Source organism: Arthrobacter mangrovi (genome assembly GCF_026011795.1).
Lineage (GTDB): Bacteria > Actinomycetota > Actinomycetes > Actinomycetales > Micrococcaceae > Crystallibacter > Crystallibacter mangrovi.
Window position 1 is genome coordinate 30895 of sequence record NZ_BRVS01000013.1, and the last position, 20369, is coordinate 51263.

At 69.6% G+C, this 20369-nt stretch carries 17 protein-coding genes; 7 read left to right on the forward strand and 10 right to left on the reverse strand.

Going from position 1 to position 20369, the window contains the following annotated elements; translation table 11 throughout:
- The first annotated feature begins 175 nt into the window (after positions 1 to 175).
- Entirely contained in the window at positions 176 to 1489 is a 1314-nt protein-coding gene (locus AHIS1636_RS13065) for a UDP-glucose dehydrogenase family protein (protein ID WP_264796270.1), read from the forward strand.
- Positions 1490 to 1679: 190 nt separating this feature from the next.
- Here the strand turns inward: AHIS1636_RS13065 and AHIS1636_RS13070 are convergent, their stop codons facing one another.
- On the reverse strand, positions 1680 to 1955 hold the full coding sequence (locus tag AHIS1636_RS13070; protein ID WP_264796271.1) for an SHOCT domain-containing protein: 276 nt from the start codon (positions 1953 to 1955) through the stop codon (positions 1680 to 1682).
- Between the two features lie 288 nt (positions 1956 to 2243).
- Between AHIS1636_RS13070 and AHIS1636_RS13075 the strand changes: the two genes are divergently transcribed.
- Complete coding sequence (locus tag AHIS1636_RS13075; protein ID WP_264796272.1) at positions 2244 to 4385, forward strand: M1 family aminopeptidase; 2142 nt, start codon at positions 2244 to 2246, stop codon at positions 4383 to 4385.
- 83 nt (positions 4386 to 4468) lie between these two features.
- Positions 4469 to 4678, forward strand: a complete 210-nt coding sequence (locus AHIS1636_RS13080) for a helix-turn-helix domain-containing protein (protein WP_264796273.1) — start codon at positions 4469 to 4471, stop codon at positions 4676 to 4678.
- A gap of 17 nt (positions 4679 to 4695) precedes the next feature.
- Here AHIS1636_RS13080 and AHIS1636_RS13085 read toward each other — a convergent pair whose 3' ends face one another.
- Genes AHIS1636_RS13085 through AHIS1636_RS13100 form a run of 4 tightly spaced genes read right to left on the reverse strand, consistent with a single transcriptional unit; the run spans position 4696 to position 8512 of the window.
- Positions 4696 to 5136: an ATP-binding protein gene (locus AHIS1636_RS13085; protein ID WP_264796274.1), complete on the reverse strand. Its 441-nt coding sequence runs from the start codon at positions 5134 to 5136 to the stop codon at positions 4696 to 4698.
- A complete protein-coding gene (locus AHIS1636_RS13090) occupies positions 5129 to 5461 on the reverse strand; it encodes an STAS domain-containing protein (RefSeq protein ID WP_264796275.1) in 333 nt (110 codons plus the stop codon). Before AHIS1636_RS13090 ends, AHIS1636_RS13085 begins: the two co-directional genes overlap by 8 nt.
- On the reverse strand, positions 5445 to 7400 hold the full coding sequence (locus tag AHIS1636_RS13095) for a glycosyltransferase family 2 protein (protein ID WP_264796276.1): 1956 nt from the start codon (positions 7398 to 7400) through the stop codon (positions 5445 to 5447). The genes AHIS1636_RS13090 and AHIS1636_RS13095 overlap by 17 nt, the downstream gene beginning before the upstream one ends.
- Positions 7397 to 8512 (reverse strand): SpoIIE family protein phosphatase, encoded by a 1116-nt coding sequence (locus AHIS1636_RS13100; RefSeq protein WP_264796277.1) that lies wholly within the window; start codon positions 8510 to 8512, stop codon positions 7397 to 7399. Before AHIS1636_RS13100 ends, AHIS1636_RS13095 begins: the two co-directional genes overlap by 4 nt.
- An 84-nt stretch (positions 8513 to 8596) precedes the next feature.
- On the opposite strand from AHIS1636_RS13100, the gene AHIS1636_RS13105 reads away from it, so the two are divergent.
- The 3 genes from AHIS1636_RS13105 to AHIS1636_RS13115 are packed head-to-tail and all read left to right on the forward strand — an operon-like array spanning position 8597 to position 11080.
- Positions 8597 to 10291 carry a sensor histidine kinase gene (locus AHIS1636_RS13105; protein WP_264796278.1) on the forward strand — a complete coding sequence of 565 codons (1695 nt, stop codon included), beginning with the start codon at positions 8597 to 8599 and terminating at the stop codon, positions 10289 to 10291.
- A gap of 47 nt (positions 10292 to 10338) precedes the next feature.
- Positions 10339 to 10839: a DUF2505 domain-containing protein gene (locus tag AHIS1636_RS13110; RefSeq protein WP_264796279.1), complete on the forward strand. Its 501-nt coding sequence runs from the start codon at positions 10339 to 10341 to the stop codon at positions 10837 to 10839.
- Between the two features lie 19 nt (positions 10840 to 10858).
- Positions 10859 to 11080: an SCO4848 family membrane protein gene (locus tag AHIS1636_RS13115; RefSeq protein ID WP_264796280.1), complete on the forward strand. Its 222-nt coding sequence runs from the start codon at positions 10859 to 10861 to the stop codon at positions 11078 to 11080.
- A gap of 61 nt (positions 11081 to 11141) precedes the next feature.
- Here AHIS1636_RS13115 and AHIS1636_RS13120 read toward each other — a convergent pair whose 3' ends face one another.
- The 4 genes from AHIS1636_RS13120 to AHIS1636_RS13135 are packed head-to-tail and all read right to left on the reverse strand — an operon-like array spanning position 11142 to position 17557.
- Positions 11142 to 11288, reverse strand: a complete 147-nt coding sequence (locus tag AHIS1636_RS13120) for a hypothetical protein (protein WP_264796281.1) — start codon at positions 11286 to 11288, stop codon at positions 11142 to 11144.
- A gap of 48 nt (positions 11289 to 11336) precedes the next feature.
- On the reverse strand, positions 11337 to 12572 hold the full coding sequence (locus tag AHIS1636_RS13125; protein ID WP_264796282.1) for a heparan-alpha-glucosaminide N-acetyltransferase domain-containing protein: 1236 nt from the start codon (positions 12570 to 12572) through the stop codon (positions 11337 to 11339).
- Between the two features lie 44 nt (positions 12573 to 12616).
- Positions 12617 to 13570 carry a 4-hydroxy-tetrahydrodipicolinate synthase gene (dapA, locus tag AHIS1636_RS13130; RefSeq protein WP_264796283.1) on the reverse strand — a complete coding sequence of 318 codons (954 nt, stop codon included), beginning with the start codon at positions 13568 to 13570 and terminating at the stop codon, positions 12617 to 12619.
- Between the two features lie 51 nt (positions 13571 to 13621).
- On the reverse strand, positions 13622 to 17557 hold the full coding sequence (locus AHIS1636_RS13135) for a Pls/PosA family non-ribosomal peptide synthetase (protein WP_373875844.1): 3936 nt from the start codon (positions 17555 to 17557) through the stop codon (positions 13622 to 13624).
- A 394-nt stretch (positions 17558 to 17951) separates the two neighbouring features.
- Here AHIS1636_RS13135 and AHIS1636_RS13140 point away from each other — a divergent pair, with 394 nt between their 5' ends.
- Positions 17952 to 18728: a hypothetical protein gene (locus tag AHIS1636_RS13140; protein WP_264796285.1), complete on the forward strand. Its 777-nt coding sequence runs from the start codon at positions 17952 to 17954 to the stop codon at positions 18726 to 18728.
- Positions 18729 to 18927: 199 nt separating this feature from the next.
- Here the strand turns inward: AHIS1636_RS13140 and AHIS1636_RS13145 are convergent, their stop codons facing one another.
- On the reverse strand, positions 18928 to 20250 hold the full coding sequence (locus AHIS1636_RS13145; RefSeq protein ID WP_264796286.1) for a S8 family peptidase: 1323 nt from the start codon (positions 20248 to 20250) through the stop codon (positions 18928 to 18930).
- Between the last annotated feature and the right edge of the window lie 119 nt (positions 20251 to 20369).

Sequence of the window (20369 nt, forward strand, 5' to 3'; positions counted from 1 at the left end):
AAGTCAAGATGCTTAATGTCCCTACTTCGTGTCCCTCAGGAAAAGCCCGGATAAGCTGCGCCGCACCCTTCGGCGACCCTCGGTTTTAATCTTCTCTTCACGATTGCGGGATACTGTCAATAGTGGCGCCGGGACTCCGGCGCGGAACCAGTCTCATCATTGTTGAAGGATCAGTATGCGTATTTCCGTTATCGGCTGTGGCTATCTCGGTGCCGTGCATGCGGCCTCGATGGCCAAGCTCGGCCACGAGGTCATCGGTATCGATGTGGACGAGCGCAAGATCAGCGACCTGCAGGCCGGCCGCGCGCCGTTCTTCGAGCCCGGCCTGCCCGAACTGCTGACCGAGGTGCAGGAGACCGGGCGGCTGTCCTTCTCCACCAGCATGGCCGACGCGGAAGGCGCCCGGGTCCACTTCGTGTGCGTCGGCACCCCGCAGCGCAAGGGCGAAAACGCCGCCGACCTGACCTACGTCGACTCGGCCTTCAATGAACTCTTCCCCTACCTGCGCGAGGGCGACATCGCCGTCGGCAAGTCCACGGTCCCGGTCGGCACCGCGGCCCGGCTCGCCGGCCTCGCCGCCGACAAGGCCCCCGGCGCCGTGCTGGCCTGGAACCCGGAGTTCCTGCGCGAGGGCCACGCAGTCAAGGACACCCTGACCCCGGACCGCTTCGTCTACGGCATTCCCGCCGGGCCGGACGGCGACGCCGCCACCGAGGCCCTCGACGAGGTCTACGCCACCCCGCTGGCCACCGGCACCCCGCGGCTGGTCGTGGACTACGCCACCGCCGAGCTGGTCAAAACCGCCGCCAACTCCTTCCTCGCCACCAAGATCTCCTTCATCAACGCGATGGCCGAGGTCTGCGAAGCCACCGGCGCCGACGTGACCGCCCTCGCCGACGCGATCGGCATGGACGAACGCATCGGCCGCAAGTTCCTCAACGCCGGCGTCGGCTTCGGCGGCGGCTGCCTGCCCAAGGACATCCGCGCCTTCATGGCCCGCGCCGGCGAACTCGGCGCCGACCAGGCCCTGACCTTCCTGCGCGAGGTCGACGCCATCAACATGCGCCGCCGCTCCCGCGTCGTCGAACTCACCCGCGACCTCTGCGGCGGCTCGCTCATCGGCAAGCGCATCACCGTCCTCGGGGCCGCATTCAAGCCCGAATCCGACGACGTCCGCGACTCCCCCGCCCTCTCCGTCGCCGCCCAGCTCCAGCTCCAGGGCGCGACCGTCACCGTCACCGACCCGGAAGCCCTGGCCGGCGCCAAGATCCGCTTCCCCGAGCTCTCCTACGAGCCGGACACCAAGACCGCCCTGGCCCGCGCGCACGCCCTGGTCCTGCTGACCGAGTGGAAGGAATACCGGGAACTGGACCCCGCCGCCGTCGGAAACCTCGTCGACGAGAAGAACATCCTCGACGGCCGCAACGTCCTCGACCCCGCCGCCTGGCGCGAAGCCGGCTTCACCTACAAAGGCATCGGCCGCCCCTAACCGGGCACGGAGCCGCCTGCGTCCACAGCCGCATGTGCCGAACGGCCCCTCACCGGGACCGTTCGCCGTACGGTGCGGACGCAGGCGGCTTGTCGTACGCGGACACAGTGGCCGGGCATCCGTTCCGGCCGACGGCGATGAGGACGGTTCTCCGGGCCCTGCGATAGTAGGGGCCCGCCGGCGCGGACGATCAGCGCCCCGGAGTCTCGCCCAGGACGCGCAGCCGCTCGTTGTAGTCGTCCGGCGTGATGTGCCCATGCGCCAGCCGCTCGTCCAGGATCTGCCGTGCCCTGCTCCGCGGCATCGCGCCGAGCGGCGGGCTGCCCACGGGCGGCTCCGGCGCGGCTTCGTTCTGCGTGAAGGAGACCAGCGCCCGGACCACCAGCACCGCCAGCAGTACGACGACGGTCACCAGGACCAGGCCGAAGATCCAGGCGAGGCCCATGAGGTACCAGTTCCCGTTCATCATTGCCACCATCCCCTTTGACGCCGCAACAGGGGCCGCGCCGGGCTCCCTTGGTGCCTAGGATACGCTTCCGCGGCATCCGCAGACAGGGGCCCGAAGCCGTACCTTCCACTCCCGCTGATCCAAGGTTTCCCCAACGGACGGCGCCAAGAATGAACACGGCACGGGCCACCGTGCCATGGCATTCATTGACACGTCCGGAGCGGCAGAGCAAGGTAGACACCACCGGATTTGGAGAGATCGAGCGGGGGCAGGCAGGGTTGGCGCCCCGCTGCATGGGAGAACAGCATGAGCTTCAGGTCCTGGTCAGCAGTCGGCACGTCGGGCCCGGGCGCCGGCGGTATCCGGTGCTTCCGCGGCTGGGCGCGCCGCGGGACGGCAGCCGGCGCAGCGCTTGGCCTGGCCGCCGGAGCGTTCCTGCTGCCCTCGTCGTCCGCCTTCGCGGCCCCGAATCCGGGTGCCGTCGAATTCGAGCCGGGCGCCTCCGGCCTGGGCGATGCCTACTATCCCAATGCCGGCAACGGGGGCTACGACGTCCGGCACTACCGGCTGGACCTGGACTACCATCCGCCGACGGACACCCTCGCCGGCACCGCCACGATCACGGCGCGGGCAACCCAGGACCTCGGCTCCTTCAATCTTGACCTGGACGGGCTCAGCGTCGAGTCCGTCCAGGTCAACGGCCTGACCGCAGCCTGGTCCGTCATGGACGATGAGCCGGGCGGGGAACTGACCGTGACCGCGCCGCAGGGGATCCGCCGCGGCAAGGTGTTCACCGCCGTCGTCAAGTACAGCGGGGTGCCGAAGACGATCACGAAGCCGGGCACCGCCGGATTCATCCACACCGAGGAAGGCGCGGTCGTCACCGGCCATCCGTTGGGGGCGGCCACCTGGTTCCCGTCCAACAACCATCCGAGCGACAAGGCTGCGTTCAGCTACAACATCTCGGTGCCAGACGGCTGGGAGGCCCTGGCCAACGGGGCGCTCAAGGGCAAGTCCAGCAAGTCCGGCCGGACCACCTGGTCCTGGGAGGCCAAGGAGGAACTGCCGACCTACCTCGCTTCGATCAACATCGGCGATTTCGATATCGAGTCCTACACCTGGAAGGGCACCGACTACTGGAACGCGCTGGATCCGAAACTGAAGGACGTGGTCACTCCGCGCAACGGCCACGGGCTCGCCTGGTCGCACGCGGCGGACTCCTCCTACAAACGGTTGACCCGCACCATCAGCGTCCCCGACGGCGGCGCGGAATTCTCCTTCTGGATGCACCGGGACACCGAGCCGGGCTGGGATTTCGCCTTCGTCGAGGCGCGGACGGCGGGCGGCGGCGACTGGACCACGCTGAAGGACACCACCGGCCATGCCACGAACGACACGGGGCAGTCCTGTCCCGCCTGGCACGAGGTGCACCCGTTCCTGAAGCACTACCAGTCGGACGACGGCGAGGGCGGCTGTACGGCGTCAGGCACCACGGGCAAGTGGTGGGCGGCCAGCGGCGCCAGCGACGGCTGGGAAAAGTGGGAGTTCGATCTCGAAGCCTACAAGGGCAAGGACGTTGAACTGTCCATCACCTATGCCAGCGACATCACCGGCCAGCACGACGGCGTACTGGTCGAGGACATCGACGTCTCCACCGGCGAGGGGTCCACGTCCTTCGAGAATGACCGCAACCGGGACCGGTTGGAGGGCTGGAAGGTGGCGAACGCGCCGGAGGGCAGCCCGGCCAACACCAACAACTGGGAGGCCGGAGTATCCACCCCGACGTCGATCGGTGCGAAGGCGCAGAAGGGCCTCGACCGGCAGCCGAAGATCCTGGCCTTCCTGGCGCAGAAGTTCGGCGCCTACCCGTATGCGTCGGCGGGCGCCGTGGTGACGGACCAGGATGGCCTGGGCTTCGCGCTGGAGAGCCAGAGCCGTCCGATCTACGCGAAGGACTGGTTCTACGACCCGGCCAGCGCGGACTCCTACATGGTCCACGAACTGGCCCATCAGTGGTTCGGCGCCGACCTGTCGCTGGCCTCGTGGAAGGACGCGTGGCTCGCCGACGGCTTCGCCACCTACGCCCAGTGGCTGTGGAACGAGGAGCAGGACCTGGGCACGACCCAGGAAACCTTCGACTTCTATGCCGGCATCGACGCAGGCGAGCAGTTCTGGAAACTGCGGCTGACCGACCCGAAGGCGGACCGCCTCTTCGACCCGGCGCTGCAGGCCCGCGGGGCGATGGTCCTGCAGGCCTTGCGCAAGGAACTCGGCGACAAGGAGTTCTTCGGCCTGCTGCGCAGCTGGACCGCCTCGCAGTCCGGGAAGGCTGTGGAAACGAAGGACTTCACGGGCTTTGCCGAGGTCTATTCCGGCCGGGACCTCGATGAATTGTTTGACCAGTGGCTTTTCACCCCCGGCAAGCCGGGAAGCCTGAAGACATCCTGAGAATCGGCCGTTGCGGCCGTGTCTGGTGGGGCCGATGCGGCGGCCGCGGCCTACAGTGGCTGTACATTTCCTGGGGAGGAAAAATGCAACGTGAGCAAGCAACCGGAACCAGCAGCTTCCTGACCGTCTCGGACGTCGCGGCACGGCTGAATGTTTCAAAAATGACCGTCTACCGGCTGGTGCACTCCGGCGAGCTTCCCGCCGTGCACATCAGCCGCTCATTCCGGATCAGCGAGGACGCAGTCTCGGACTACCTGGCGCAGGCCGCAGTGGAGGCCGACCCCGTCCCCTGAAGACCGGTCCGGCTCCGTCAGCCGGAGTGGTTCGAGGCATTGCGGCGCAGCACCCACACGTTGCTGCCGCCCTCGCGCTCGAACGTGACCGTCGTGACGAGGGCCTGGATGAGCGCGAGCCCCCAGCCGGACTCGTTCTCCGCGCCGGCTTCCGGCATCGCCGCGTCCTCCGCGGCAGGGTCGGAGTGTCGGGCCCCGATCTCGCTGATGCGTGCCTCCAGCCGCTCCGCCGACACCGTCACGTCCACGCCCAGCTGGAGCTCGGCGCCGTCGTCCGGCTGCGCATGCCGGATGACGTTGGTGGAGGCCTCGATGACGGCGGTCGTGAAGGCCATCCGGTCCAGGTCGGACAGGAACTCCGCGTCCGTCCAGAGCTCGTCCAGGGCGGCATGCACGGCCTCGAGGGTTTCCTCGGAGGCCGGACCGCGGCGTGAGAACCTCGCTACGATCTCAGCCATTGGAAAAGGCGGCCTCAACGCTTTGGTACGGGGTCAGGACCCGGTGCATGCTGGTCAGCTCGAGGACCATCTGCACTTGAGGCTGGACGTTGGCGATCCGCAGGTCGCCGCCGGCCTGGCGGGCCAGTTTCAGGCAGCCGATCAGGGCGCCGAGCCCGGATGAGTCCATGAAATCGGTGCCCGCCATGTTGACCACGACGTGGTTGCTGCCGTGCGCGACGACGTCCGCGACGACCTCGCGCAGCTTGGGGGCGGCGACCATGTTGAGCTTGCCGACGCCGTTGACCTCGGCGTAGTCAGGCAGCCGTTCAACGGTGAATTGCATCTGCGTTCCTTTCCAACGGGTTAAACCCTTTGTACCGGACCGCCTTGATCAGGACGCTCATCACGACCAGATCGAAGACCACCCAGGCGACATTGACCAAAGTTCCGATCGGCTCATTCATGCCGGCGGCGAGCCGGCCCAGCCCTGCGACCAGGGCCACGGCCAGCAGCACCATGGCGACCAGCTGCGGCCGGATCAGGCTCCAGCCGGGAGCGCCCGACTGCCTCGCCTTCGGCGTGACCGCGAACCCGAGGGGACGGCCGAACCAGACGTTGCGTGCCGCCGTCGTACACGCCTTGATCCACGTGGGGAAGAGCGCCAGGCTGTACTGCTGCCCGCGCCAGGTGCTGACCCCGCGGCCGATCACCGCGAAGAGCAACTGGTTGACCACCATGAACGGAATGAACCGGATGAAGAAGTCGAAGCTCAGGCTGCTCACCGGCAGGATGCCCAGCGTCAGGTAGACGATCGGGGCAGCGATGTAGACGACGGCGGCGAACCCGCTCAGGTAGCTCCACATGGTGGCGAAATACATCAGCCGCTGACCGGGCTTGAGGCCGGGCTGCACCAGCGGATTCTCGCGCAGCAGCACCTGGATGGTGCCCTGGGCCCAGCGCAGCCGCTGGGTCAGCATGGTCTGCACGTCCTCAGGCGCCAGTCCGTAAGCCAGGATCTCGTGATGGTAGACGCTTTCCCAGCCCATGCCGTGCATGCGCATGGCCGTAGCCATGTCCTCGGTGACCGAGATGGTGGCCAGCGGCATGATCGGCTGGGCCTCGTCCGAACGCTCCACCGAGACCGCGTCCAGAATCGCCTGCACGGACTCGAGCGCGCCCAGCGGTGACCAGTCGCGCTTCGCCATCCGCTCCACGGCACTGTCCAGCTCGTCCGGGACCTCCAGTCCCTCGCCGCGGGCCAGGTCCATGGCCGCGATCTCGGCGAGGTCCGCCTCCAGCGCGGAAAAGTCGGCGGCCACCAGGGTCTGGACGGCCGCGTCCACCTTGCGGCGCACCCGGTACGTGATCTCGCTCAGCGAGGCGCCGTCCTTCAGCTCGCGGGAGGCCTGCTCGGCCGCTTCGGCCACCTCGTCCAGCAGCGCGGAGACCAGCGGGTCGCTGGCCTGCGGGGAACGGCGGGCCTGGCGCACGGCGCGGCGGGCACCGGCGAGGGCCTGCCGGACCCCGCGGTCCACCTCCCGGACGTACCCGGCCAGGCCCAGCTGCATCAGGGCCTCGCGCCGCAGGATGGCGTTGGAACCGCAGAAGAAGGCGGCGTTCCAGCCGTCCTTGCCCTGCTGGATGGGCCCGTAGAAGAGCGGTGCCTGGCTGCCCAGCGGGTCATCGGCGGGCACGTTGCTGAAATACTGCGGGGTCTGCACCAGCGCGACCTTGGGATTGCGGAAGTACCCGAGCGTGCGGTCGAGGATCTCCGGCTCCGGAATCTGGTCCGCGTCCAGGATCAGCAGGAACTCGCCGGACGTCGTCATCAGGGCGTTGTTCAGGTTACCGGCCTTGGCATGGCGCGGCCGGTCCGCCCAGTCCGCGCTGCGGGTCAGGTAGCCGAGCCCGTGCTCCTCGGCGAGCCCGCGCAGTTCGTCCCGGGCCCCGTCGTCGAGGATCCAGGTGTTGTGCGGGAACCTGATGCGCTGCGCGGCCAGCGCCGTTTCCATGACCAGGTCCAGCGGCTCGTTGTAGGTGGTGATGAAGACGTCCACCGTGGCGCCGGGGTCAGGCTCCGGCGGCTCCGGCCGCCGCTTGAGCCGCCAGACCGTGACTCCGAACAGGCACACATCGATGAGGCTGTACGTCTCGGCCAGCACCAGCGGTACCGCGATCCACCAGGCCGACCAGTTCAGCGAGTCGAGCCAGCGCCAGGCAACGTAGTTGATGCCCAGGATGATCGTGAGCACCACGACGAGGCGGACCAGGAACCGGTTCATGCCGGCGCCGGCCCGTCAGCGGTCCGGCGCACCATGACGGCGGTGACGTCGTCTGCCGCGGCGTCCGTGCCTGCCAGCCGCAGCACGGCATCGCAGGCGCCCTGCGCCGTCGCCTCCTGCGCCGCAGCCTCGCGTACGGCCGCGATGGCCTCCGGCACGGAACCAAAGGCATCCAGCAGGCCGTCGCTGGCCACCAGGACTCCCTCTCCCGGGGCAAGCTCCACGCTGTGGGAGCGCCAGGTGCTCCCGGGCAGCGCCCCCACCGGCGGCCCGCCGGAGGGCAGCCGGCTCACGTTGCCGCCGGCAAGATAGAGGCCGAGCCCGTGGCCGGCATCAACGTAGTCCAGCCGCGCGCGCCGCGCATCGAGGCGCGCGTGGAAGACGGTGGCAAAGGATCCGGACTGCTCCAGGTCCCGCTCGAGTTCCCGGCCGGCGCCCCGGAAGGCGGCGTCCAGGTCCGCCTGACCCGCGGAAGAACGCAGCACGGCCCGTACGGTGGCGGCGATCAGGGCCGCGCCCATCCCCTTCCCCATCGCGTCGGCGAGCGTCAGCTGCAGTCCGTCCGGGGTGGGGTACCAGTCGAAGAAGTCACCGCCGACGCTGCGGGCCGGGCGGCAGTTTCCGCCGATCTCGTACCCGTCCAGCAGCAGCGGCTCCGAGGGCAGCAGGCTGCGCTGCACCTCGGCCGCGCGCCGCTGTTCGTCTTCGCCGGGGACGACGGCGGCCGGCTGGGTGCGCGGGCGGCGGAACAGGGCGGTGATGCGGGCGGCGAGTTCCCGCGGGCTGAACGGCTTGCTGATGTAGTCGTCGGCTCCGGTTTCCAGCCCCTCCAGGCGGTGGAGTTCATCGGCCCGCGCGGTGATCATGAGCAGGTAGGCGTCCGAGAATTCCCGCACCCGCCGGCAGACCTCGATGCCGTCCATGTCCGGCAGGTTCAGGTCCAGGGTGATCAGGTCCGCCCCGCCGGCCCGCACCAGGTCGAGTCCTTCGCTGCCGGTGGCCGCTTCGACGGTCTCGAAGCCCTGGCCGGAGACAATCTGGACCAGGAGGCCGCGGATATCATCGTTGTCCTCCACAATGACGGCGCGGCGGGTGCTTTGCGGCTCAGGCATGTTCTCATTAAGTCGGGAATCGCCCCATTTGTCACATCTGTCCCAGCCAAACCGCCCTCATCACCGGTAACCGGAGCCGCCGTTGTGGATAAAGTCCTCGATTTCCTGACGCTCAACCGCATCAGGTTCGACGCCCTCTCGCTGCGGATGCGCGTGGTGCTCAGCCAGCTGCCGCTGTCCATCACCATGCTGTTCCTGCTGGGCGGCAGCATCGTCCTGCACGCGCCGCTGCTCCGGGACCCGCTCTTCCTCCTCAGCATGGCGTGCAGTGCTGTGCTCCTGCTGGCCTGTTTCGTGGTTCCATGGGAGAAGCTGCCGTATCCGTCCTTCCTGGCCATTCCGCTGCTCGACTTCATCCCGATCGGGCTCCTTCGGGAGGGTGCCGGGTCGCACCTGACCGGGCTGGGACTGCTGGCCGCGTTCCCGGTGATCTGGCTCGCCGCCTCCGGCCAGCTGCCCCGGTTCTCCGTCATCGCCGGCGCCCTGGCATCGCTGGCCATGGTGTGGATACCAGTCCTGGCCTCCGGGAACCCCGTCACCCTGGACACGCTGACCCAGCCCCTGCTGGTTCCCTTCATGATGCTGGCCATCGGGATCACCATTCGCGTCATGACCGCCAGCATGATGGCGCAGCAGGCGATCCTGGAGGCGAAGGACGCCGAGCTTCGCGAACTCCTCGAGGCAAGCGGCCGCCGCGAGAGGCTGCTGCGGACCGTCGTCAACACCGTGGACGTCGGAGTCCTGGCCCTGGATCCGACGGGCCGCAGCGTGCTGGCGAACCGGCCGCTGGAACAGATGCGCCGGGTCGCCACGCCGGAGGGCGTGGAGAAGGCTCCGCTGGCGGACCTGCTTCTTTATCGCATGGACGGCGTCACGCCGATCGCGGAGCCGGACCTTCCTACGGCCCGGGCCGCCCGCGGCGAGACCTTCTCCGAGTACCTGGTCAGGGCCGGCCGGAGCGGCCACCAGCGCGTGCTCTCCACATCGGCCCGGGCCATGAAGGACAACGACGGGAAGCGCGAGGGATCGGTCCTGGCCTTCAGCGACGTCACCGAACTCGCGGAGGCACTCAACGCGAAGGACGATTTCCTCTCCAGCGTTTCCCACGAGCTGCGCACTCCCCTGACCTCCATCCGCGGCTATACGGAGCTGCTCCTGCTGGACACCAGCCTGCCGCCGCAGGTGACTGCCGGCCTGACCGTGATCGACCGCAACGCCGACCAGCTGTTCAAGCTGGTGTCCGACCTGCTCGGGACGGCGACCGGGTTCGCCGACCTGCGGCCGGTCGAGGCCGACCTCGCGGACCTCCTGAAGCAGGCAGCCACCGCCGCCGAACCGCGGGCCGCGGCCTCCGGCGTCGTTCTCTCACTGGATACCGCGGAACCGCTGATAGTCGAGTGCGATCCGGCCCGGATCCGCCAGGTCCTGGACAACCTGCTCTCCAACGCGGTCAAGTACTCCCCCGACGGCGGCACGGTCACCGTGCGCGGCGGCGTGCGGGACGGCGTCGTGTACGCGGAGGTCGCGGACACGGGCATGGGGATGGATCCGGAAGAATCCGGCTCGATCTTCACGAGGTTCTTCCGCACCTCGGTGGCCCGCAGGAGTTCCATCCCCGGCGTGGGGCTGGGCCTGCCGCTGTCCAAGGACATCGTGGAACGGCACGGCGGCACCATCTGGTGCACCAGCGCCCCCGGTGAAGGCAGCGTCTTCACTTTCACGCTCCCCCGCCGGACCGGCGGCGGGATGACCGAAGGGGCGGCCGGCGGGAACCAGTAGGATGGACTCTGGTCCGATCCGAACCGATTCCCCGGGAGCTTTATTCCATGGCACTCTCTGCCTCCACTGCCCTGTCCCACCCCGTCTCCGAGGTCGTCGACACCTTCACCAGCGAAGACTTCCTGCGCCACATCAGCGAGATGGTCGGCGGCAGCCTGGTGTCCGTCGAGCAGGACGGCGAGACGGCCGGCGCCTTCACCCTCAAGGTGGTACGCAACATTCCGACCACGCGCCTGCCGGACATTGCCCGCAAGATGCTGGGCGAGTTCCTGTCGGTGACGCAGACCGAGAACTGGCAGGCCCCCGAGGCGGACGGGTCCCGGACCGTGAACATCGACGTCAAGATCGCCGGCGCCCCGGTGGACGTGGACGCGGTGCAGAAGCTCGTGGCAGTCGGCGGCACCACCCGCGTGGACCTCGAGGGCACGGTTTCCTCCAGCATCCCGTTCCTCGGTGGCAAGGTTGCCTCCGCGGCCGAGCCGATGCTGGGCAAGGCGCTGAAGATCCAGGCGACGCAGGCCGAAGCCTGGATCGCCGGCCGGGCCTGACATCCAAGGAACGCAGCTCATGACGATGCCCGCAGTGCTGGCCTGGATCCTGGTCTTCGCCGGCCTCTGGTCGCTGATTGCCTGGGCGCCGATCCTCCTGGCCGCCTGGAAGGACCCGCGCGCCAGGGACGAGAACGGCGCGCTGACGCGCTACTTCACCAACCGCTTCATGCTGGCGTCCACGTCGATGATCCTGGGCCTGGCCACGGCGGTCATCGGGGTGCGCGGCCTGGTCGGCTGACCCGAAGCCAAAGCCGCTGATAGTGGTCCGGGCCGGCGGCGAATGCCCCGGCCCGGACTGCTCAGTCCGTGTAGGCGCGCCAGCGTTCCTTGACGTCCTCCGCCAGGTCTTCCCACGGCGGGGCGTCCGGCATTCCCAATCCGTCCAGCAGTTTCATGCGCTCTTCATACAGCGCCTTGCCGGCTGCATCCCGGTCACTTGCTCCCACGCCTCCGAGTATCGCCCATGCGGGGCCGTTGGCTAAAACTTTCCGGCGTCATGATCCGTCTTTAGTGGCCGCCGTGCTTCCCGCACACCCGGTGCCGCCGGCACCGTTCCCGGGGGCCAGCACCCGGTCCTTGGTCCACCCGGTCGCGGCGGAGACCATCCGCTCCAGCGGACCCTGCGGCTTTCCCGTGACGTTGTGCCAGAGTACCGCGAAGAGCACCGCCGCGACGGCGTGCAGGACGAACGCCAGATGCGGCCGCCCGCTGAGGAAACCGGTCGCCAGCAGGACCAGGTGGGCCGAGTACAGCGTCAGGCTCATGGTACCGGCCATGGCCAGCGGGGTTAGCAGCGAACGGAGCGCGGTGCCTGCGAACAGGACCACGCCGAGTACGACGGCGGCGATCCCCAGGGTATTCAGCAGCTCCACAGGCGTGGAGGAATAGGGCGAAAGCACCGTCAGCCACCACCCGGTGGAGGTCGGCAGGCCGTCCGCCGGGCCCCAGGTGAGGATGTCATCCACTCCCTCGGCGCCCAGCCGGGGACTGTTGGCGATCAGCTGTTCCCGTCCGCCGAGCGGGCCCGTCATGACCAGGGCGAACAGCCAGGTCGCCGCGCCGACGATGGTCCCCGAAACCATGAGCCGGACCTGGGTGTCCCGGCTGGCCAGGTCCAGCTGGCCCACGGCCATGCCCGCGCAGATATAGGTCATCCAGGGAATGGCCGGATACGAGCCCGTCAGCAGTAACGCCCCGACCACCGCGCCCGGATCGTCGAAGAGCATGCTCAAGGAGGGATCGTAGCCGCCAAGGCCATGGAGATCCGGGCGCAGCCCCTGCATCAGGAGCGGCCCGAGCACCGCGAAGCACACCGCGGCGATGCCCAGGGAGCGGGCGCTGAGCCCCAGCAGCGGAATGGCCAGCAGGAACATCGCCCCGTAATAGGCCAGGATGATGGCCGCGGGCGGATCCAGCAGGGCGATCAGGAACCCCAGGGCCAGGATGAGCGCCGCCCTGACGGCCAGCGCACTCTTCGCGGCGGCCAAGGCGCGGCCCCCAACAGCCCGCGCCTTGGCCGCCGAGAGGGAGAGCGATATCCCGGCCAGGAAGGCGAACAGCGCCGCCGAGGTTCCCGAGAGCAGCTGCCAGGTTATCGTCGGTTCGAAGTCCGCGTTCCAGCCCGGCAGGACATGGATGGCCATCATGGCGATCAGCGCCATCCCCCGGGCGGCATCAAGGGCGGCGATGCGTGGCCTGGCCGGGCCGTCCGAATCGGTGGTTCTGCTCATGGTGCGTGGTTCCTTCACGGGTCGGTCGGCGGGCCGGTCGGCCATCAGGCAGGCTGGGAGACGCCGGCGCCGGCGGCGGCCGCGTTGGTCAGGCCGGCCAAGTCCGCCAGCAGCGCGGTGTGTTCTTCGGCGGTCAGTTCGGCCAGCGGCGTGCGCAGGCTCCCGGCCGGCATCCCCAGCGCGGCGAGCGCGGCCTTGACCGACGCGGCGGCCGGAGCGCGGAACATTCCCCGGTAGACCGGCAGCAGTTCCCGGTGCACCGCGAGCGCCTGGTCCACCCGGCCCTGCGAGTAGAGGTGGAACAGTTCCGCCAGCTTGTCCCCCACCACATGGCCGACCACGGAGACGAAGCCGACGGCGCCAATCGCCAGCAGCGGAAGGTTCAGGGCATCGTCTCCCGAGTAGTACTCCAGCGCGGTTTCCCGCATGACCCAGGAGCTGCTCTCCAGATCGCCCTTGGCGTCCTTGACCGCGACGATGCTCGGGTGCTTGGCCGCCGCGGCGAACGTCTCAGGTTCGATGGCGACTCCGGCGCGCTGCGGGATGTCGTAGAGCATCACTGGCAGCGAGGTGCTGTCGGCTACGGCCAGGAAGTGGCGCAGCAGCCCGCGCTGCGACGGCCGGGAATAGTACGGCGCCACGAGCAGCAGCCCGTCCGCTCCCCACTGCTCCGCCGCCTGCGCCAGCCGGATGCTGTGCCTGGTGTCGCCCGCGCCCACGCCGGCGATCACGCGCTTGCCGCTGCCGGCGACAGCGCGCCGGGCGGCACCGACCATCTTGGACTTTTCGTGGTCGCTGGTGGCGATGGACTCGCCCGTCGTGCCGTTCACGACGATGCCGTCGTTCCAGCCGTCCCGGGTCAGCCAGGCAGCGAGCCGCTCCGCCGCGGGCAGGTCCACGCGGTCGCACTGGTCGAAAGGCGTGACCATGGCGGTGAGCACGTTACCGAACGTGGTGGCCGCCGTCGTCGTTAGCTCAACGCCGTGGATAGTTGTCATGGTCGGTTCCCCCCCCGGAAGATGTTGCGGTGCGGTCACGTTGCGGTGCGGTCACTTGGTGCTTCCGGCGAGCTGCTGCTGGCGGCGGACCCCCGGCGACCAGCTGCGGATCGGGTTGCCGGCCCAGTGGCTGCCGGCCGGAACGGATTCCGAGCGCATGACCAGCGAGCCGGGCCCCACAATGGTGCGGGCCTGGAGCCGGCTGCCCGGCAGCACGATGCTGTTCGGCCCCAGCGTGGAGTAGTCCTCCAGGTCGACCTGCTCCATCCGCATGATGCGGTCGTGGAAGAGATGCGTCTGCAGCACGGTTCCGCGGTTGATGCTCACCCCGTCGCCGATGCTGATCAGGTCGAACTCCGGCAGCCACCACGTCTCGCACCACACCCTGCGGCCGATCTTCGCCCCCATCAGCCGCAGCCAGAAGTTGAACATGGGCGTGCCCAGGCTCATCCGGACCAGGCCGGGCACGGCGAGCGACTCGGAGAACACATCGGCCAGCTCGTTGCGCCAGATGAAAGAGGTCCAGAGCGGATGTTGGGAGGGGCGGAACCTGCCCACCAGCGCCCACTTCGCCGTCAGCGCCACCAGGCAGGCCGCGAAACCGCTGGCCAGCAGCACCGGTCCGGCAAGCAGCGCGGCCGCCAGGAGCCCGGCCTGCAGGTAGACCTGCGCCAGTATCCATACGGTTGCCAGCGCCAGCCAGGCGGTAATCACCACGGGCAGGAAGCGGCAGCTTTCGACGGCGGCGCGCGCCACCATCAGGCGGCGCGGAGGGTTGTAGGTGCGCGCCGAGTCCGACTGGTCCACCGGGCGGGGCAACTCCACCGCCGGGCGGCCGAACCAGTTCGAGGACGCCGGCATGTCCCGCGGCGCCGAGGAGAGCACGGCGATCAGCGAGTTGTCCGGCACCTTATTGTCCGCGCCGACGATCCCGGAGTTGCCCACGAAGGACCTGGCGCCGACGCTGGCCGGGCCGATGTGCAGCCACCCGGCGCGGGCGCGCGGCGCGGTGGCCAGCGAGTGGTCGGCCATGAAGGACCGGTCCCCGAAGCTGCTCAGATGCGGGATGGTCTCCATCGTCGAGAGCTCAACGTGCTTGCCGACCCGGGCACCGAGCAGCCGGAACCACAGCGGGGTGAGCAGGCTGGCGTAGATCGGGTAGGCGGACACCAGGGACTTGGCTAGCAGGAGGTTGGAGAGCCAGGCGGCCCACGCCGCCGCCGAGTGCAGGCTGTGGAAGCCCGGCACGATCAGCAGCGCCAGCAGCCGCACCAGCCCGGCGGTCACTGCCAGGTAGAGCACCACGGTCATCGCCAGGAACACCGGGCTCCACGCGGCCAGCGTCAGCAGTGCCGTCGCCAGGTTGGAGATCCCGCGGGTCACCGCGACCATCAGCAGGGCACCCGGTACGACGGCGACCATGGGCATCAGCGTCAGCAGCAGCGTTCCCAGCGGGTACAGCAGGGCGACCGGCCGCCGGCGCGGCGCCTCGCCGGTTTCGGCCGGCCATTCGTCGCCCGCCGTTCCGACCCGCTCCAGCTGCGAGCCGGCCCATCGTTCACCGGCGGGGACGATCCCGTTCACGCAGCTGCCCGGCTCCACTTCCGCCCCGGCCCCGATGCGCGCCTCGTTCATCACGATCGAACGGGTGCCCACGCGGGCGTTCCTGCCGATCCGGACCCGGCCGATGTGCAGCCTGTCCCCTTCCAGCCAGTGGCCCGCCAGGTCCGCCTCGTATTCGATGGTCGCGCCATCGCCGATCTCCGCCAGGCCCGTGACCGGCGGCAGCGCGTCGAGGTGGACGTCCTTGCCGATTCTGCAGCCGAGCGCCCGGGCGTACCAGGCGGCCATCGGCGTACCCATCAGCGGCTCCAGCTTGCCGAAGGTGGCGATGCGTTCCGCGGCCCACAGCCGCAGGTGCGTCGAGCCGCCCCGCGGATACACGCCGGGCCTGTCGCGCCAGAGCAGCACCCGTGCCGAGAGCACCGCGAAGATCGCCCGCGACGGCAGGCTGAAGAGCACCACCCAGGCCGCCAGGGTCGGCAGCAGCGGCGGATTGGGCACCCACGGCGTATCCGTGAAGTTGAAGAGCAGCAGGCAGACGATCGCCATGCCGGTCACGTACCGCAGGCCGGAGACGCCGTAGAGCCCGGCGATCAGCGGCGCCTGCACCAGCCCAGTCCACCAGGGCGTGGGCCGGACCTCGCGCTGCTCCCCGGTGGTGGTGCCGAGTCCGTCCAGGTATGCCGCCAGGTCGCCGAGCACTGGGCGGGCATAGAGGTCGGCGATCGAAACCGCGGGGTGGCGGCTCCTGAGCTTGGCCACCAGCTGGGCGGCGGCCACGCTGGCCCCGCCCAGGGCGAAGAAGTCGCTGTCGCCGTCCAGCGGGACGGGTCCCAGCAAATCGGTCCAGCTGTCGGCCAGCCAGCCCTCGGTACCGGTCAGCCGGTGGCCCGCGCCGTCCGCGGCTGCGAGCGGCCAGGGCAGCGCCTTGCGGTCCACCTTGCCCGAGGTCTTCACGGGCAGCTCCGGCACCACGCCGAGGGCCGGCACCAATTGCGCGGGCAGGACTTCGCCGAGCCGCTTCCGGCAGGACGCCAGGTCCAACTCGGCACCGTCCTCCGCAACCAGGTAGCCGGCCAGCACCTTGTTGCCGCTGGGCGTCGCCTGCACCGCCGCGGCGGCCGCGGCCACCCCGTCCAGGCGTGCCAGTGCCTCGTCGATTTCCCCCAGCTCCACCCGCCGGCCGCCGAGCTTGACCTGCTCGTCGGCGCGGCCCACGAAGAGCAGGCCCTCGGGATCGGCGCGGACCAGGTCGCCGCTGCGGTAGGCGCGCTCCCAGCCCAGGGCGGGCATCGGTGCGTACTTCTCCGCGTCCTTGGCCGGGTCCAGGTAGCGGCCCAGGCCCACGCCGCCGATGATGAGTTCGCCTTCCTCGCCCCACGCAACGGGATGGCCCTCCGGATCCACCACAGCCAGGTCCCAGCCGCGCAGCGGGAGCCCGATCCGCACCGGCCCGGAGCCGTCAAGGGCCGCGCCGCACGCGATCACCGTCGCTTCCGTCGGCCCGTAGGTGTTCCAGACTTCGCGCTCCGGGCCGGCGAGCCGGGCCACCAGTTCGGCCGGGCAGGCCTCTCCGCCGAAGATCAGCAGCCGGATGTCCTCCAACGCCTCCCTGGGCCAGAGCGCGGCCAAGGTGGGGACGGTGGAGACCACGGTGACGCTGCGCTCCGCCAGCCACGGGCCGAGGTCCGCGCCGGATCGCACCAGGGACCTCGGCGCGGGCACCAGGCAGGCCCCGTTCCGCCAGGCCAGCCACATCTCCTCGCAGGACGCGTCGAAGGCGACGGACAGCCCGGCCAGGACCCGGTCGCCGCGGGTGAGCGGGCGCTCCTGCAGGAACATTTCCGCCTCCGCGTCCGCCCACGCCGCCGCGGAACGGTGCCGGATGGCCACGCCCTTGGGCTTTCCGGTCGAACCGGAGGTGAAGATGATCCAGGCATCGTCGTCCGGGTGCGGCTGCGGGCTGTGTCCCAGCCGCTGGACCCCGGGCATCGTCGCCACCACCAGCCCTTCGCCGATCACCGCGCAGACCTGCGCCTCGGCCCAGACGGTTTCCGCCCGCTCGTCCGGCTCGTCCGCATCCACCGGGACGTAGGCCGCGCCGGCCACCAGCACGCCCAGGATCGCCACGTACAGGTCCGCCGATCCCGAGGGCACCCGCACGCCGACCCTGTCCCCGGCCCCGATGTCCGAGGCCCACAGGCGGTGTGCCAGCTCGTCGATGCGCGCGCCCAGGTCGCGGTAGCTCAGGCAGGTGGTGCCGTCGTCGATGGCCGGAGCCTCCGGATAGCCTGCAATGGTCTGCCGGATGATATCCACCAGAGTCCGTTCCTCCGCCGGCTGCCGGCTGGGATACAGCGCGGGTCCGGCGAGCGGCACCTCTTCCCGGCGGACAGGCCCTTCCAGCAGGCCGGTCGGCGCCATGGCGTGCGGCAGTGCAGCACTCTTCAACGATTCCAAAATTTCCCCCACAGAAGTCCGGATCATCCCTGCCGTCCGGATGGTGCGAGTGACACCAGGACATGGCAGGGCAACGCGGCACCGCCGGCGGCGTTGGGCTGCCGGCTGCGCCGTAAAGCTAGGTCTTGTAAAGCTGGTCAAAGAACCGGTTTGGGCCGGCGGACGGTGCGTCCCGCCGTTACCCCCACATCTGGAACCCTACGGAGCCGGAGCCGGGGCTGTGATGCGTAGCGCCTACGGGAGTTGCCATAAGCAACTACTCGATTGAGCGTTTCAACTACCGGTCCTGCCGCTCCCGCTACTCGAAAGGGGCGGTTGGCTATCCTGCCAGGCGCCGGCGGCTGGCAGGATGTTGCCGATGACACTCGCCAAGCACCGCGCCGCCGCCCTCGCGCTGGCCTTCGCCGCCGTCACCGGATGTTCCGCGCCGGCACCCGGCTCCACCCCGGCGGCGGGCTCTGCCCCGGCGGCGGGCCCTGCCCCTGCACCGGCCGCCGAGGGGCCGTGCCGGCTGCTGGCCGAGGGACGCGTCGCCTTCGAGGCCGGCGGCACCAACCGCGTCACCTTCGCAATCGGCGAGGCCTACGGCAAAACCTCGGTGAAGCTCACCGCCTGCGTCCGTGTCTCCGGCGGCTACGCCGAGGAATGGCAGGCCGACGGCTTCACCGGCAGCGAGGGTTTCGGCAAGCCCGGGGCGGTACGGGTGAACTCCCTGCTGACGCCGTCGGGCTCCTACACGGTCACCGAGGCCTTCGGCCGCGAAGACCCGGGCACCGCGCTCGAGTACCACGAACTCGCCCCGTCCTCGCGCTGGGGAGCCCGTCCGGGAGACCACTACCAGCAGTACTTCGAGGGCGAAGGGGCATGGCCGGACGAAAACCTCTGGGAGCTCATGGAGGACGGGCTCTACGAGCAGGCCGCCGTCATCAACTACAACCGGCCGCCGGACATGGAACCGCAGCCCGGCCTCTCGCACGCGATCTTCCTCCACGCGGGGATGGAGGAATCCTGGGGCTGCATCTCCACGGACCTGGCCACGGTCACCGCCTTCCTGCGGACCGCGGTCCCGGGCGACCGCATCGTCATGGGCGTCGAGGATGCGGTCTTCGACGCGTCAGGAACAGCGCGGGGTTGATCAGCACCCGGCTGTACATCGTCCCATCCGCGCTGACGAAGGCCACCGGAATGCTCGGCGTCGGACAGTCCACGGTGGCGCCGGACGATCCCTTCCGCGCGGGAACCCTCCGGGCCCGAAGGCTCCGGAGGGTTCCCGCCGCGGCTACCGCCGGCGTCGTTGTCTTTCATGCGTCAGGCGCCCCGGGCGCGGAACCCGGCTAGAAGATGGAGCCCCGGATGAGGAAGCCGTAGTAGCGCGCGCCGTCCCCGCCGGAGGCATCGCCGGTGAAGCCCTGGTCGGGGTTGGAACCGGCGAACTCGGCGGTGGCATCCAGGAAGCTCTGCATCACGGACGCAGGATCGCCGCTGCAGGTGCCGCTGCTTAGGCAGAGCGCCACCGTGCCGGCGACGGCCGGGCTGGCGAAGCTGGTGCCGTGGTTGTTTCCGTAGCCGCCGGGAGCGGTGGACTGGACGCAGACGCCGGGTCCGGCCACGGTGTGGCCGAAGTCGCCGGAGCCGGTGGCGTAATTGGAGAACGACGCCGGACCGTCATCCTGGGCGTACCGGCTCAGGTCTTCGCCGTCGCAGGTCGAGGAGCCGGAGCCGCCGGGCCTGCCGTCGAAGTCGCCGATCGCGGTGGCCGTGAGCACCTCGTCGTAGGCGGCCGGAACGGTGGTGGCGAAGTCGGTGCCGCTGTTGCCCGCGGCGACCGCGTAGGTCACGCCGGCCTCGACCGAGCGGCAGATCGCCGCGTGCATCGGGTCGCCGCTGCTGCCGCAGTCGCCGTCGTCCGTGCCGCCCCCGCCGATGCTGACGTTGGCCACGGCGATATCGTTGTCCGGATCATCGTCCGTGCGGGTCGCGGTCACCCAGTCGAAGGCGCACAGCAGGGCGGCCTCGGAGATCGCCCCGGCGCTGTCCATCACCCGGACGGACCACAGCGGGGCGCCGGGTGCCATGCCGACCACGCCCGTGTCGTTGTCCTTGGCCGCGGCGACGCCGGCCACCGCAGTGCCGTGGCCGTAGACATCGATGACCGGAGATTCGTCCGTGGCGCTGCCGCTGCTGCAGTCCACGCCGGCCTGGACATTCAGGTCCGGATGGCTGCCGTCGATGCCGGTATCGATGATGGCGATGTTGACGTCCACAGTGCCGCTGCCGTCACCGGCCTTGGCGCTCGATTCATCCGCGCCGGTGCGGGTCACGCTGCGCGGGACGGACTGTTCCGCCAGCGAAAAGATCCGGTTCGGGGCGACGTAGGCTACGCTCGGGTCGACCGCGACGTCCGAGGCCTCTGCCGCGGTCATCTCCGCCGAATAGGCCGGCACGGCGTGGCTGTAGGTTCCGGTTTCGGTCATTGCGTACTGCTTGTCGTGCACGTGCGCGACGGCCTCGGCGTCCACGTTGTCCTTCAAAACCACGATGTATTCGTCAACCGGCTGCGCGGCCGAGGCCGGGGCCAGGCCCCACCCGCCTGCGGCCATTCCCAGCGCGGCTCCCAAAGCCAGAAGCCGGCCGGCCCCCGAACACATTCTTCCCATGATGTCCTCCCAAGCACGGACCTAGATGCCAATCCCCCGATTGCTTTACCGTCCGGCACACCCGCCCCCAAGCGCGCGGTTGGAAATCAGTATGGCCCCGCCCGCAGTTCCCGTCTAGG

Bases quoted from the DNA above. Each gene is read 5' to 3' on its own strand.
- AHIS1636_RS13125 (WP_264796282.1), bottom strand. From the start codon at position 12,572: ATGAGCAGAACCACCGATTCGGACGGCCCGGCCAGGCCACGCATCGCC.
- AHIS1636_RS13145 (WP_264796286.1), bottom strand. From the start codon at position 20,250: ATGGGAAGAATGTGTTCGGGGGCCGGCCGGCTTCTGGCTTTGGGAGCC.
- dapA (WP_264796283.1), bottom strand. From the start codon at position 13,570: ATGACAACTATCCACGGCGTTGAGCTAACGACGACGGCGGCCACCACG.
- AHIS1636_RS13090 (WP_264796275.1), bottom strand. From the start codon at position 5,461: ATGCAATTCACCGTTGAACGGCTGCCTGACTACGCCGAGGTCAACGGC.
- AHIS1636_RS13135 (WP_373875844.1), bottom strand. From the start codon at position 17,557: ATGGCGCCGACCGGCCTGCTGGAAGGGCCTGTCCGCCGGGAAGAGGTG.
- AHIS1636_RS13065 (WP_264796270.1), top strand. From the start codon at position 176: ATGCGTATTTCCGTTATCGGCTGTGGCTATCTCGGTGCCGTGCATGCG.
- AHIS1636_RS13080 (WP_264796273.1), top strand. From the start codon at position 4,469: ATGCAACGTGAGCAAGCAACCGGAACCAGCAGCTTCCTGACCGTCTCG.
- AHIS1636_RS13085 (WP_264796274.1), bottom strand. From the start codon at position 5,136: ATGGCTGAGATCGTAGCGAGGTTCTCACGCCGCGGTCCGGCCTCCGAG.
- AHIS1636_RS13075 (WP_264796272.1), top strand. From the start codon at position 2,244: ATGAGCTTCAGGTCCTGGTCAGCAGTCGGCACGTCGGGCCCGGGCGCC.
- AHIS1636_RS13110 (WP_264796279.1), top strand. From the start codon at position 10,339: ATGGCACTCTCTGCCTCCACTGCCCTGTCCCACCCCGTCTCCGAGGTC.
- AHIS1636_RS13095 (WP_264796276.1), bottom strand. From the start codon at position 7,400: ATGAACCGGTTCCTGGTCCGCCTCGTCGTGGTGCTCACGATCATCCTG.
- AHIS1636_RS13070 (WP_264796271.1), bottom strand. From the start codon at position 1,955: ATGAACGGGAACTGGTACCTCATGGGCCTCGCCTGGATCTTCGGCCTG.
- AHIS1636_RS13100 (WP_264796277.1), bottom strand. From the start codon at position 8,512: ATGCCTGAGCCGCAAAGCACCCGCCGCGCCGTCATTGTGGAGGACAAC.
- AHIS1636_RS13115 (WP_264796280.1), top strand. From the start codon at position 10,859: ATGACGATGCCCGCAGTGCTGGCCTGGATCCTGGTCTTCGCCGGCCTC.
- AHIS1636_RS13140 (WP_264796285.1), top strand. From the start codon at position 17,952: ATGACACTCGCCAAGCACCGCGCCGCCGCCCTCGCGCTGGCCTTCGCC.